Here is a 13,440-nt window from a genome sequence, read left to right on the forward strand (position 1 = left end):
TTGAAATATCTTTCTAATAAAAATGGTTTTCTAGGAATTGACAATGATGTTAATTTTAAAGAGAAAGTAGTAGTTGTTCCATTTGGTTTAGAAAAAACTGTAAGTTATGGTGGTGGCACTCGTAATGGCCCTAAAGAAATCATCAAAGCATCTCATCAAGTAGAGCTATATGATGAAGAGTTACATTGTGAGCCCTATAAAAAAATTGGGATCAAAACTTTAAAACCATTTAAAATTGATAAAGACATTAAAAAAGCTCTTAAAAAGATGTCTGATATAAATCAAGAAATATTAGATAAAAAATTATTTCCAATCACTTTTGGTGGAGAGCACTCAATAACACCTGGATGTATTGCTCCATTTGTAAAAAAATACAAAGATATATGTTTACTACATTTTGATGCGCATGCAGATTTAAGAGAGAGTTATAATGGTGAAAAATTTTCACATGCTTCAGCTATTAAGAGATGTCTTGATCATAAAAATGTTTCTATAATTTCATTTGGGATCAGAAATATATCTCAAAGTGAAATACCATTCTTAAAAAAAAACTCATCTAGGATTGATATCTTTTGGGCAAAAGACAAAAATAAATGGGACCTAAAAAAATTTAAAAAAATGATAAAAAATAAAACAGTTTATTTAACATTTGATGTTGATGGTTTAGATTCAAGCATAATGCCTGCAACAGGTACACCTGAACCGGGTGGATTATTATGGGATGAAACTTTAAATATCATACGGATAGCTGCTAAAAACTCTAATATTGTTGGTGCAGATATAAATGAGCTTTCACCTATTAAAGGTTTTAATTCTTACAATTTTCTTGTAGCTAAACTTGCTTATAAAATCTTGTCGTACAAATTTTTATACTAAGCTTTTGAAGCTTTAAAAGTTCCTAATAATAATCTAAATGGAATTAACATTGCTAAAGCAACAAATATTTTAACAGCTAAATCACCTAGAGATAAAGTGACCCATGGTATTCCCGTTGCATAAAACGAGATGGAAAAGAATAAAAATGTGTCAACAGTAGACCCGATTAACGACGAAGTTAATGGAGCAACAAACCATTTCTTTTTTCTTAAATAGTCAAAAATTTGAACATCTAACAACTGTGCAACCATAAATGCTATACCTGAACCTATAGCAATTCTAACTGAAATTAAGTCTGCAAAATTTGTTGAAAAGAAAAGAGTAAATACAATCCCTATAATAAAACCAACATAAACAATTTTTCTAGCTACAACCTTGCCATAAGATCTATTTGCGAGATCCGTAATTAAAAAAGCAACTGGATAGCTAAAAGCTCCATAAGTTAATATTTCTTCTAAACCATAATAATTGATTGGAAATTGTACTAAATAATTTGAAGTTAAGACAACAACTCCCATTATAAATGAGAGTAGTATAAAAAACTTTTTCATTAAGCTGATTTACTAGGAGATGCTTTTGGTGCCTTTTTAATAAAAGGTGATTTAATTAATATACTTTTTTTTAATTTTTTTAGTCTAGGCGAAATATTTTTATTTTTTACTGTCTTTAAAAACTGATCAAAAGTACCTTTTTTATCAACACATCTAACACCGGCATTACTAACAGTTAAAGTTAGGCTTCTTTTCAAAAGTTCACTTGTAAATTTAGCTTTTTTTAAATTAGGTAAAAATCTTCTTTTAGTCTTATTGTTAGCGTGACTAACATTGTGACCTTTCATAGGAATTTTACCAGTTAATTCACATTTTTTAGACATAATATTTAGTGACTATATAAGATGTGTTCATGATCTCGTCAAGTTTATTAGGATCAATTAGTCAGCTTCTTTCCTATTATTTCTTTAAAATTCTTAATACCTTCGTCAATTAATATTTCTTTAAGCTCTTTTTTTATCTTTCCTACAATGTTTGGTCCTTGAAAAACCATTCCTGTATATAACTGAACATAGCTAGCTCCTGCCTGAAACTTTTTATAAGCACTTTCTCCTGAGTCTACACCCCCTACACCTATAATTTCAATCTTGCCCTTAAGCAGTTTATAAAACTTACTTATTAGTTTATTAGCTTCTTCCTCTAGTGGCTTGCCTGATAGCCCACCTTTTTGATGCTTTAAAATATTATTCAATTTTTCTCTATTTTTAGCTGTTGTATTTGAAACAATTATTGCACTAATCTTATGTTTAATTAAAATTTTACTTATTAGTTCAATTTGTTCGTCTGAAATATCTGGAGAGATTTTTACTACAATTGGAATTTTTGATTTAAGTTTAATTTTTTCTTTTTCTATTGCATTCAACAATTCATCAAATTTAGTCTCATCATGAAAAGCTCTTAGATTTTCTGTGTTAGGCGAAGAAATATTAACTGTAATATAGTCAGCGATATCATAAAAGTTTCTAAGTCCAATCAAATAATCATTTGATCTATCTTCACTATCTTTATTGGGACCTATGTTGATTCCTAATAAACCTTTATGTGAATTAGATCTAATTCTATGGCTAATATTTTCTGCTCCTAAATTATTAAAACCTAACCTATTTATAAGAGCCTGATCTTCAACCAACCTAAAAACTCTTGGCTTTGGATTTCCATATTGCTCAAGTGGGGTAACCGTTCCTACTTCAACAAAACCAAACCCAAGTTTAAACAGTGGGTTATAAACTTCAGCATTTTTATCAAACCCGGCAGCCATTCCTATTGGATTATCTATATTCTTACCAAATAAATTAGTCTTAAATATTGGATCTCCTTTATTTTGATCAGCTATGTTTGGTAATATGTTTAGTTTTAAAGACTTAATTGCTAAATTATGAGCAGTTTCAGGATCAATTTTGAAAATTAGTGATCTGAATTTTGAAAACATTATTTTATTTTTTCTTTAATTAACTCTTTAGTTTCGTTTACTCCAAAAAAACTTATAAAAAAACCCATTCTTGGTCCATTTTCATCTCCAAAAACAACCTCATAAATTAATTTAAACCAATCACGCAAGTTTTCTGCATAACCATTTTCTTTTCCCGTTGAATAAATTAATGTCTGAATATCCTCAGGCAACATCTTATCATTGCAACTATCAAGAGACTTAACCAGTGCTTCTAATGCGACTTTTTCATTTGCGTCAGGAGTTTTGTATTTTTTTTGTAATTTTATTACGTCATTAAAATACTTAATCGCATAACCTATAAGATTATCAAAAATTGGGTGTTCTTTTTCTAAAAGGTTTTGTTTATATTTTTTTACAAACTTCCAAAGTAACTCCTTAGAGTCTGCATTGCTCGTTTCTACTAAATTTAAAAGCATTGAAAAGCTCATAATAGTATCTTCTTTAGGAATTAATCCATTATGCACATGCCAAACAGGATTCATTAATAGCTGTAACTCATTTTGTGTTTTAGCTTTTTCTATAAAGTCCAAGTACTCATCGACTGTTTTAGGAACTATTTCTTTATATAGTTTTTTTGCTCTTTTGGGATTTTGATACATATATAATGAAAGACTTTCGGGTGATGCATACTCCAGCCACTGATCAATTGTAATTCCATTTCCTTTTGATTTTGATATTTTTTCTCCTTTTTCATCTAAAAAAAGCTCATAAGCAAACCCAGATGGGTTTGTTTTTCCAATTAACTTGATTATTTTTGATGATAATATTGCACTTTCAATTAGATCTTTTCCATACATTTCAAAATCTATATCAAGAGCGTACCATCTCATTGCCCAATCTACTTTCCATTGTAATTTGCAATTCCCATCGAAGATACTTACCTCAAGTTTTTTTCCATTATTATCAAATATAATTTTGGATTTTTCTTTTAGTATTTCTAAAACTGGAATTTCTAAAACCTTACCGGTGTCTGGACAAATTGGTAAAAATGGACTGTAAGTTTTTTGTCTTTCTTTCCCTAGTGTTGGAAGAATTATATCCATAATACCTTGATAATTTTCTAGGATTATCTGTAATGTGGGATTAAAAAAACCACTCTTATAAAGAACTGAAGAGCTTTGAAAATTATATTCAAAATTAAATTTATTTAAAAAATCTTTTAACATTTCATTATTGTGTTCGCCAAAACTTGAAAATTTTTCAAATGGATCTGGCACTTGAGTTAAAGGCTTATGAAGATTGTTATTTAAGAGCTCTTGATTTGGAACGTTTTCTGGAACTTTTCTAAAGCCATCCATGTCATCAGAGAAAGTTATGATTTCCGTTGGTATATCTGTGAGTTGTTTTAAAGCATTAACCATCATCGATGTTCTTGCAACTTCACCAAATGTACCTATATGGGGCAGCCCACTTGGACCATAACCAGTTTGTAAAATTATTTTACCTTTTTTATCAATAAAGGACTTTCTTTCACGCAGTAATTTTTTAGCCTCAACAAAGGGCCATGCGTTAGTTTTATCTAAATTATCTTTTTCAATCACTTTGTTTAATAACAAATATCTTATATTTGGTGTTTTTATTAATTCTTATAGAGTTGAAATTTATTTACCATAAAATAATGTTCTTTCAAAATGTCTAATTATAAAACTGTTTTTTTTACCTTGGGTGTTTTGCAAATTATTCTTGGAATTTCCATGATGATTCCAATTATAGCTCAGTTTATATATTCAGAAATTGACTCCTCTTTTATTGGAGGCTCTATAATTTCTATAATATTTGGTGTTTTATTTTTTTTAACAAATTTAAATCATGATAAAAAATTAAATCTACAACAAGCGTTCTTATTAACTGCTCTTTCTTGGTTAAGTATTGCAATATTTGGTTCTTTACCTTTTATTTTTTCTACTCTTGAACTTTCAATTACTGACTCTTTCTTTGAAAGTATGTCTGGAATCACCACAACAGGGTCGACAATTATCTCCAACTTAGAGGGTGCTCCAAGATCGATACTTTTGTGGCGAGCAATGCTTCAATGGTTAGGTGGAATTGGTATTATTGTAATGGCAATAACCTTAATGCCAATAATGAATGTTGGTGGAATGCAATTGTTTAAAATTTCAAGTAATGATTCTTCTGAAAAACTATTACCAAAATCAAAAGAAATTTCACTTAGACTAATTTACGTTTATTTAGGTCTAACCGTGCTTTGTGCTTCTACATATAAAATTTTTGGTATGAATATTTTTGATAGCTTAACTCATTCAATGACCACGATAGCAACGGGTGGCTTTTCAAATTATAACGAATCTATTGGATATTTTAATAGTCTACCTATCGAAATATCATCCATGGTTTTCATCATATTAGGGAGTTTACCTTTTATTGCTTATATAAAATTTTTAAATGGAGACAGAAAAATTCTTATCTCTGATGTTCAAATAAAATCGTTTTTAAAAATTATTGTTTTTTCAATTATTATACTTTTTATTTATTTACTTTTTCACAACAAAGATTTTTCTCAAATAAATATTAGGACTATTTGTTTTAATGTTATCTCTATATTAAGTGGAACGGGATATGTTACTGGAGAATTTGATGGATGGGGTAATTTTCCACTCATTTTCTTTCTAACTTTAATGTTCATTGGTGGTTGTGCTGGTTCTACCACATGTGGAATTAAAATTTTTAGAATTCAAATTTTATACCTTTTTATTATTAATCAATTAAAAAAGATTATTTATCCAAAAGGCATATTCATAATAAAATATGATAAAAATAATGTTGATGATAAATTTATGGCTTCCATCATTTCTTTTATCTTTCTTTATTTGGTTATATTTTTTTTAATAACTGCATTTTTGTCCTTAAGTGGTCTAGATTTTGTTACTTCAATTTCTGGTGCCGCAACTTCTATCTCAAATGTTGGTCCAGGATTAGGCTCTACAATTGGCCCTAATGGCAATTTTTCAAGCTTACCAGAAATATCTAAATGGATTTTAAGTCTCGGAATGATATTGGGTAGGTTGGAATTATTTGCTATACTTGTATTGTTTCTTCCATCATTTTGGAGAAATTAACTATGATTGAAATTAAAAAACAATCCTTATCAGAAACTTTTGCTGTCTACTTTGATAAGAGAATGCTTAGAATATTATTATTAGGTGCAATTTCTGGTTTTCCCTGGGTTTTAATTGGGAGCAGTTTAAGTCTATGGCTCAAAGAAGAGGGCTTAAGCAGATCAACAATTGGTTGGGCAGGACTAATATTTGCTGTTTATGCTTTTAATTATTTATGGGCCCCCCTTATTGATAGATTTCAAATACCCTACCTAACAAAAAAACTTGGTCATAGAAGAGGCTGGATAGTTTCAATGCAAATTGCAATTTTAGCTTGTCTTGTTACTTGGAGTTTCATTAATCCTACCGAAAACCTTGCACTACTAATTACAGTTGGTTTAATTATTGCTATAGCATCAGCGACACAAGATATTACAGTTGATGCTTTAAGAATTGAACAAATAGGCGAACACGAAAGTAAATCAATGGCCGCTGGCGCTGCTATGGCTGTTGTTGGCTGGTGGAGTGGATACAAATTAGGTGGTGTAATAGCTTTATTTACAGCAGAATATTTAGAGAATATGGGTGTTACAAATTACTGGCAAATTACATTTTTAATTTTAGGAATTCTAGTAATTTTAATGAATATAGGTTTGATGTTTGTCCATGAGCCTCTTTATACTGACAGACAAAAAAAACAAAAAGAAACTGATAAACTTATAGAAAGTAAACTTGGATCAAAAAATATTATAACTAATTTCATAACATGGATAAGCAGCACATTAGGTGGCCCTATAATAAGCTTTTTTAGGAAAAATGGTTTTACAATTGCTGTTGGAATTTTAAGTTTTATTTTTTTATTTAAGATTGGTGAGGCCTTTCTTGGACGTATGTCGATAGTTTTTTATAAAGAAATAGGCTTCTCTAAAGGTGATATTGCAATTTATTCTAAAACTTTAGGTTGGATTACTACAGTTATGTTTACATTGCTGGGTGGACTTTTTGTAATTAGATCTGGTGTTTTAAAAGCAATGTTTGTTGCAGGAATATTAATGGCTGCAACTAACTTATTATTCACAGTCTTAGCGTGGAGTGATAAATCCGAGTTGTTATTTGCAGTAGCAGTCATATTTGATGATATAGCAGCAGCATTTGCAACAGTTGCATTTGTAGCATTTATTTCATTACTAGTAGACCGAACATATACTGCAACCCAATACGCGTTACTTGCATCAATTGGAACTGCAGGTAGAACTACACTTGCATCATCATCTGGAGCATTAGTAGATTGGCTTAATGGAGATTGGGGAGTATTTTTTATCATTACAGCCATCATGGTAATACCTTCTTTGATTTGCTTATGGCTTATAAAAGATAAATTAAAACTTCATGAAAGATAGTTATTTTTATAAAAAACCATTATCAAATATCCATAAAAAGCCCAATGCATTTTCTGAGGTTACCTCTCAAATTTTGTACGGAGAAAAATTTAAAATTATATCTAAGAATAAAAGTTGGATAAAAATAAAGGCTTTATTCGATAATTATACTGGATACATAAAAAATAAAGATTACACAAAAGATCACCAACCAACCCATAAAATATTTACTCTAAAAGCAAATATTTATAATAAACAAAAAAATAAAACAAAAAATTTTTTGCCCTTTGCATCAAGAATTTCAATGATTCATGAAAATAAAAAATTCATAGAGTTTGAAAAAAATAAATGGATTAAAAAAGTTAATATAAAAAAAATTAATCATATTGAAAAAGATTATTTAAAAGTATTAAAAATGTTTTTAAAAATTAAATATCTATGGGGTGGTAAAACTTATAGAGGTATAGACTGCTCTGCTATTTTACAATTATTTTTTTACTATAATAATAAATTTTATCCACGAGACACAAAAGACCAAATAAAATATTCAGCAAAAAAAAATAGAAGTAAAGTTTTTAAAAAAGGTGATATTATTTTTTGGAAAGGTCATGTTGCTGTTTGTATTAACGCTCAAAAGTTAATTCATGCATATGGTCCTGAAAAGAAAGTTTTGATTATGAATATAAAAGAGACAATAAATAGAATTGAAAGAACAGCAAAATTAACAGTAAAAAAAATATCCCCTATAAAATACTAATTTCTTCCAAAATCTGGCTTATTAATATCTTGTTTTAACTTAATTATTTTTTTCCTAACCTTCTTAGTATTAACTAATTTTTTAATAATAGATTTATTATTTTTAAATTGAATATCTCTTTTAAATGAACGTAAATTTTTAATAAACAGATCAATAACTTTTGAAATATTTTTTTGATTATTAAAAAAAATATCTCTCCACATAATTTCATTAGATGCAGCAATTCTTGAAAAATCTCTCAAACCACCGGCACTAAATTTTATTAATTCATATCTTTGTTGTTTTTCGAAGTCTGTAGCTGTTTTAACCAAATTATATGCAATTAAATGAGGCAAATGACTGGTCATAGAAAAAATCGTATCATGTTTTTTTGAGTCCATAATTGCAACTTTTGAACCAATTTTTTTCCAGAACTTGGTAAGTATCATAAGATGTTTTCTGTTAGTATTTTTTTCTTTTATTAATATGCACCATTTATTAAGGAATAAATTTTTTACTCCGTTTTCTGGGCCACTAACTTCTGAACCTGCAATAGGGTGACTGGATGTCCAAAAAATTCCTTTTTTTAATTTTCTTTTAATTAAGTCCATAGACTTTTCTTTAGATGATCCAACATCTGTAATAATAGTTTTGGGTAATAAATATCTGTTTATCTTTAAAATTATTTTTTCATATTCTCCTAGTGGAGTACAAAATATTATCAAATCTAAGTTTGGGATAATTTGCTTTAAATCATTTGTAATTTCACATGGTAATTTTAATTTTTTGATTTTTAAAATATTTGATTTTGATTTTTCATAGACAAATATTTTTTTAGCTATTTTTTTTTCAGAAATTGCTCTTAATAATGAAGAACCAATTAAACCACAGCCTATAATTAAAACATTTTTCATAATCAATTAAAGATAGCCTTAATTGTTGTTATGAATCTCATATTCTCTTTTGTTGATCCAATTGTTAATCTTAATTTGTTTTTAATATTATACCCATCCTCTGTAGATCTTAATATAATTCCTTTTGACTGCAGTTTGTTAAAAATATAGTTAGCTGAAAATTTACATCTATCAAAATTTAACAGTAAAAAATTAGCCGTTACTTCATTTGAGAAAATTTTTAGTTTTTGTAAAACATTTCTAACTTTATTTGCTTCTCTAATATTGTGTTTCACAGAATTATTAATAAATTTTCTATCTTTTAAAGCTTCTATTGCTGCCATCTGTGCAACTTGATTTACATTAAATGGCGGTCTAATTAAGTTCATTGCAGATATAATTTTTTTTGGCCCATGACCCCAGCCAACTCTTAAGGAGGCCAGTCCATATATTTTTGAAAAAGTTCTTATCACAACAACATTATCTTTATTTTTAAATAAATCTAAACCAGATTTATAATCTTTATTTTTTATATATTCAAAATACGCATCATCTAAAACTAGTAAAATGTTTTTATTTAATTTCTTTCTTAAGTCTATTAATTCTGCTCTAGTTAAGTATGTTCCTGTTGGGTTATTTGGATTAGCAATAAATACTAGCTTGGTTTTTCTTGTTACTTTCTTAATAATTTCATTTATCGAAACTTTAAAATTTTTTTCCTTAGAAAAAACAACTTTTGCCCCCACTATTTGTGCATATATCCTGTACATTAAAAAGCTATATTGAGGAACAATCACTTCATCAGAAGGTTTTAAGTATAACTGACAAATCATTTGAATAATTTCATCTGACCCTGCACCACAAATTATTCTCTCAAAATCACACTTAAATTTCTTTGAAATTTCTTTTCTTAATTTTTTTGCTTTACCGTCTGGATACTTCGATATTAACAATTCTTTATTCTGTAAAATTTTCTTTACTCTCGGGCTTACACCAAGAGCTGACTCATTTGCTGATAATTTTATAATATTTCGTATTTTTGCTATATTTGACTTACCTGGTTTATAAGCCTCTATTTTGAATTTTTTAAATTTTGGAACTGTCATTATATTAATTTAATTTACCTTATAAATAAAATATTATCCTTTCATATAGAATAAGTCATTTTTTAAAAAAATTGACATAAGAAATGCTATCTAGTACAAAAAATATGCGCTGATTTAACTGAATTGCGAGCGCTTAAAAAAAACCGCTAAATAAGTTTTTTTGTCTCACAATTCAAATTTGGCTAATACTTATGAATATAAATGTGAACATAAAAAATATTATAATTGATAAACCATTAAAATTAGATTGTGGCCAAACTATCAATAATTATTCTCTAGCTTACGAAACTTATGGCTCTCTAAATGAGAATAAAGATAATGCTATTCTTATTTTTCATGCCTTGACTGGTGATCAATTTGTATCTGGAATAAATCCAATTACTAAAAAAGAAGGTTGGTGGTCTTATGCTGTTGGGTCTGGTAAAGCTATTGATACTGATAAATACTTTGTAATTTGTGCAAATGTTATTGGTGGCTGTATGGGTTCATTTGGTCCTAGTGATATTAACCCTGATACCAATAAAAAATATGGCACTACTTTTCCTGTTATTACTATTAATGACATGGTTAACGCGCAATTTAATCTCTTAAATTTTTTTAATATTGAAAAATTATTTGCTGTTATGGGTGGATCAATGGGTGGTATGCAGACACTTCAATTCGTTAATAACTTCCCTGATAAAGCAAAAGTTGCTATTCCAATAGCCTGTACAGCTAGTCATTCGGCACAGAACATTGCTTTTAATGAACTTGGTAGACAATCAATTATGGCTGATGCTAATTGGGAGAACGGTGATTATTCCAATCAAAATAAAAATCCTAATAAAGGATTATCTGTTGCAAGAATGGCTGCACATATAACTTATTTGTCTAAAAATGGTCTTCAGGAAAAATTTGGAAGGAAGTTACAAGAAAGAGATGATCTGAAATTTGGTTTTGATGCTGACTTTCAAATTGAAAGCTACTTAAGATATCAAGGATCTGTATTTGTTGATAGATTTGACGCCAATAGCTACCTATACATAACAAGAGCAATGGACTATTTTGATCTAGTAAAAGAACATCATGGTAATTTATCTAAAGCATTTGAAAAAACTAAAACTAAGTTTCTTATTATATCTTTTACTTCTGATTGGCTTTATCCAACCTCTGAAAATAAAGAAATTGTTATAGCCTTAAATGCTATAGGTGCTGAGGTCGGATTTGTTGAAATTGAATCTGACAAAGGGCACGATTCATTCCTTTTAAAAGTTCCTAAATTTTTAAATACTCTAGGTGACTATATTAAAACAGCTTATTCTAAAAACTAAACATGAAACAAGAATTTAAAATAATCTCCGATTTAATTGAAAAAAATACTAGAGTTTTAGATGTGGGGTGTGGAGATGGCATATTAATGGAATATCTTAAATATAATAAAGAAATAGACATAAGAGGAATAGAAATCTCAAAAGATAATGTTCAAAAATGTTTATCAAAAGGACTAACTGTTATCGAAGGTGATGCAGAAAAAGATCTATTACAATTTCCTGACAGTTCCTTTGATTTCGTTATTTTAAGTCAAACATTACAAGCATTTTTAAATCCTGAAATAGTTATCAAAGAACTATTAAGAGTTGGCAAAAAAGCTATTGTTACAATACCTAATTTTGGTTTTTGGAAGGTTAGACTTCACCTATTAATTAAAGGAACAATGCCAATTACAAAAAATCTACCTGATGAGTGGTACAATACTCCCAACCTTCATATGTGCACTATAAAAGATTTTTATAATTTTTGTGAAAATAGAAAAATTAAATTAGATAAATCATTAGCTCTACATAACGAAAAGATATCTTCTATTAATAGACTTAATCTAAATACTAAAAATTTATCTGCAGAATTGGGTATTTTTTTAATTGAAAGTTAAATGGAAATTGAAATAATACGCTGTCTACAGGATAATTATTCTTATCTAATTATTGATAAAGCTAAAAATATTGCATGTGTGATTGACCCTAGTGAAGCAAAACCTGTTATCAAATATTTGGAAGATAAAAATATACATTTAAAATATATATTAAATACACATCATCATTATGATCATGTTGGGGGAAATAAAGAATTAAAAGAAAAATATGGAGCTAGTGTTATTGGATACAAAGGAGACAAAGATAGAATTCCAGAAATAGATATACTTGTTGGTGATCAGGACATTTGGCATGAAGAAAATTTCCAGGCTAAAATATTTCATATACCTGGTCATACCCTTGGCCATATATGTTTTTATTTTTATAATGAAGAGTCTGTTTTTACTGGAGACACCCTCTTTTCACTTGGTTGTGGCAAGATTTTTGAAGGAACATACTCACAGATGTATAATTCATTGATGAAAATAAAAGCTCTGCCAGAAAAAACTAAGGTCTATTGCGGACATGAATATACCAAACAAAACTCTAAATTTTGTATTGCTCACGACCAAGATAATGAAAGCCTTAAAGTTAAGATTAAACTTATAGATGAAAAATTAGAAAAAAACCTACCTACTATTCCATCTACAATTAAAGAGGAATTAGAGTGCAATATTTTTCTTAGATCGGGTACAGAGGAAAGCTTTTCAAAATTGAGAGATTTAAAGGACAATTTTTAGCTTATTCGCGCTTGACTATAATTTGGTCAAGACTATATTGCTGATTATAAAAAACAGATTAAACAATGTCATACGCAATAATACAAACAGGTGGAAAACAGTACAAAGTTAAAGCTGGTGAAATCCTTAAAATTGAAAGATTAGAAGATTCTAAACCTGAAACTAAAATCGAATTTAAAGAAATCCTAGCTTATGGAGATGATAAAACTATTGAAGTTGGTTCTCCAGTAGTTGAAGGTGCAAAAGTTGAAGCCGACCTTGTAGAAAATGGTAAAAATAGAACTATTTTAATATTTAAAAAAAGAAGAAGACAGAATTCAAGAAGAAAAAATGGTCATAGACAACAGTATTCATTAATTAGAATTAGCAAAATTTTTTCAAAAGATGGTAAAGTTTTATCAGAAGCTGAGAAAATGGTAAAACCAACTAAAAAAGTTGAAAAAGTTGAGACTGAAGTAGCAAGCAAATAAATTAGGTAAATTATGGCAACAAAAAAAGCAGGTGGATCATCGAGAAACGGACGAGATAGTGCCGGTCGTAGACTTGGCGTTAAAAAGTATGGTGGTGAAGTAGTAATTCCTGGAAACATAATTGTAAGACAAAGAGGCACAAAAATTTTTCCTGGTGAAAACGTGGGGATGGGTAAAGATCATTCAATTTTTTCTGTTGTTGAAGGAAAAGTTGTTTTCAAAAAGGGTAAATCAGATAGAACATTCGTTTCAGTAAAGCCCAATTAGTAGTACAACTAAAAAACTAAGAGTTGT

15 protein-coding genes are annotated in these 13,440 nt (G+C 28.6%); 9 read left to right on the plus strand and 6 right to left on the minus strand.

Annotated features, from left to right (window positions below; translation table 11 throughout):
* The gene (gene speB / locus AC5SL4_RS06070) at positions 1 to 876 is read left to right on the plus strand and encodes an agmatinase (protein WP_271616154.1); all 876 of its coding nucleotides are present in this window, start codon (positions 1 to 3) and stop codon (positions 874 to 876) included.
* Here the strand turns inward: speB and AC5SL4_RS06075 are convergent.
* The 4 genes from AC5SL4_RS06075 to AC5SL4_RS06090 are packed head-to-tail and all read right to left on the minus strand — an operon-like array spanning position 873 to position 4,418.
* Entirely contained in the window at positions 873 to 1,427 is a 555-nt protein-coding gene (locus tag AC5SL4_RS06075; RefSeq protein ID WP_018413597.1) for a queuosine precursor transporter, read from the minus strand. The two genes, speB and AC5SL4_RS06075, sit on opposite strands and share 4 nt — an antisense overlap.
* Positions 1,427 to 1,750: a 50S ribosomal protein L28 gene (gene rpmB, locus AC5SL4_RS06080; RefSeq protein WP_018413598.1), complete on the minus strand. Its 324-nt coding sequence runs from the start codon at positions 1,748 to 1,750 to the stop codon at positions 1,427 to 1,429. Before rpmB ends, AC5SL4_RS06075 begins: the two co-directional genes overlap by 1 nt.
* A 53-nt stretch (positions 1,751 to 1,803) precedes the next feature.
* Positions 1,804 to 2,856: a quinone-dependent dihydroorotate dehydrogenase gene (locus AC5SL4_RS06085; protein WP_494587267.1), complete on the minus strand. Its 1,053-nt coding sequence runs from the start codon at positions 2,854 to 2,856 to the stop codon at positions 1,804 to 1,806.
* The gene (locus tag AC5SL4_RS06090; protein WP_271616152.1) at positions 2,856 to 4,418 is read right to left on the minus strand and encodes a lysine--tRNA ligase; all 1,563 of its coding nucleotides are present in this window, start codon (positions 4,416 to 4,418) and stop codon (positions 2,856 to 2,858) included. Before AC5SL4_RS06090 ends, AC5SL4_RS06085 begins: the two co-directional genes overlap by 1 nt.
* Before the next feature lie 90 nt (positions 4,419 to 4,508).
* On the opposite strand from AC5SL4_RS06090, the gene AC5SL4_RS06095 reads away from it, so the two are divergent.
* Genes AC5SL4_RS06095 through AC5SL4_RS06105 form a run of 3 tightly spaced genes read left to right on the plus strand, consistent with a single transcriptional unit; the run spans position 4,509 to position 8,069 of the window.
* Positions 4,509 to 5,954: a TrkH family potassium uptake protein gene (locus AC5SL4_RS06095; protein ID WP_494587268.1), complete on the plus strand. Its 1,446-nt coding sequence runs from the start codon at positions 4,509 to 4,511 to the stop codon at positions 5,952 to 5,954.
* Between the two features lie 2 nt (positions 5,955 to 5,956).
* The gene (locus AC5SL4_RS06100) at positions 5,957 to 7,333 is read left to right on the plus strand and encodes an AmpG family muropeptide MFS transporter (RefSeq protein WP_494587269.1); all 1,377 of its coding nucleotides are present in this window, start codon (positions 5,957 to 5,959) and stop codon (positions 7,331 to 7,333) included.
* Positions 7,323 to 8,069, plus strand: coding sequence for a C40 family peptidase (locus tag AC5SL4_RS06105; RefSeq protein WP_494587270.1), 747 nt, complete (start codon positions 7,323 to 7,325; stop codon positions 8,067 to 8,069). Before AC5SL4_RS06100 ends, AC5SL4_RS06105 begins: the two co-directional genes overlap by 11 nt.
* Here AC5SL4_RS06105 and AC5SL4_RS06110 read toward each other — a convergent pair.
* Together AC5SL4_RS06110 and hisC are read right to left on the minus strand one after the other, a co-directional pair.
* A complete protein-coding gene (locus AC5SL4_RS06110; protein ID WP_271623132.1) occupies positions 8,066 to 8,962 on the minus strand; it encodes a prephenate dehydrogenase/arogenate dehydrogenase family protein in 897 nt (298 codons plus the stop codon). The two genes, AC5SL4_RS06105 and AC5SL4_RS06110, sit on opposite strands and share 4 nt — an antisense overlap.
* A 2-nt stretch (positions 8,963 to 8,964) precedes the next feature.
* Positions 8,965 to 10,047, minus strand: coding sequence for a histidinol-phosphate transaminase (gene hisC, locus AC5SL4_RS06115; RefSeq protein ID WP_494587271.1), 1,083 nt, complete (start codon positions 10,045 to 10,047; stop codon positions 8,965 to 8,967).
* 191 nt (positions 10,048 to 10,238) lie between these two features.
* Here hisC and metX point away from each other — a divergent pair, with 191 nt between their 5' ends.
* The 5 genes from metX to rpmA all read left to right on the plus strand — a co-directional run bounded on the left by metX (position 10,239) and on the right by rpmA (position 13,413).
* Positions 10,239 to 11,357 (plus strand): homoserine O-acetyltransferase MetX, encoded by a 1,119-nt coding sequence (gene metX / locus AC5SL4_RS06120; protein WP_020168877.1) that lies wholly within the window; start codon positions 10,239 to 10,241, stop codon positions 11,355 to 11,357.
* 2 nt (positions 11,358 to 11,359) lie between these two features.
* Complete coding sequence (metW, locus tag AC5SL4_RS06125) at positions 11,360 to 11,956, plus strand: methionine biosynthesis protein MetW (protein WP_018413606.1); 597 nt, start codon at positions 11,360 to 11,362, stop codon at positions 11,954 to 11,956.
* A complete protein-coding gene (gene gloB / locus AC5SL4_RS06130; protein WP_494587272.1) occupies positions 11,957 to 12,676 on the plus strand; it encodes a hydroxyacylglutathione hydrolase in 720 nt (239 codons plus the stop codon).
* Positions 12,677 to 12,741: 65 nt separating this feature from the next.
* Positions 12,742 to 13,146: a 50S ribosomal protein L21 gene (gene rplU, locus AC5SL4_RS06135; RefSeq protein WP_006997690.1), complete on the plus strand. Its 405-nt coding sequence runs from the start codon at positions 12,742 to 12,744 to the stop codon at positions 13,144 to 13,146.
* A gap of 12 nt (positions 13,147 to 13,158) precedes the next feature.
* Positions 13,159 to 13,413, plus strand: coding sequence for a 50S ribosomal protein L27 (gene rpmA, locus AC5SL4_RS06140; protein ID WP_006997689.1), 255 nt, complete (start codon positions 13,159 to 13,161; stop codon positions 13,411 to 13,413).
* Positions 13,414 to 13,440 lie beyond the last annotated feature (27 nt).

The organism is Candidatus Pelagibacter sp. PS_02 (assembly GCF_059418065.1).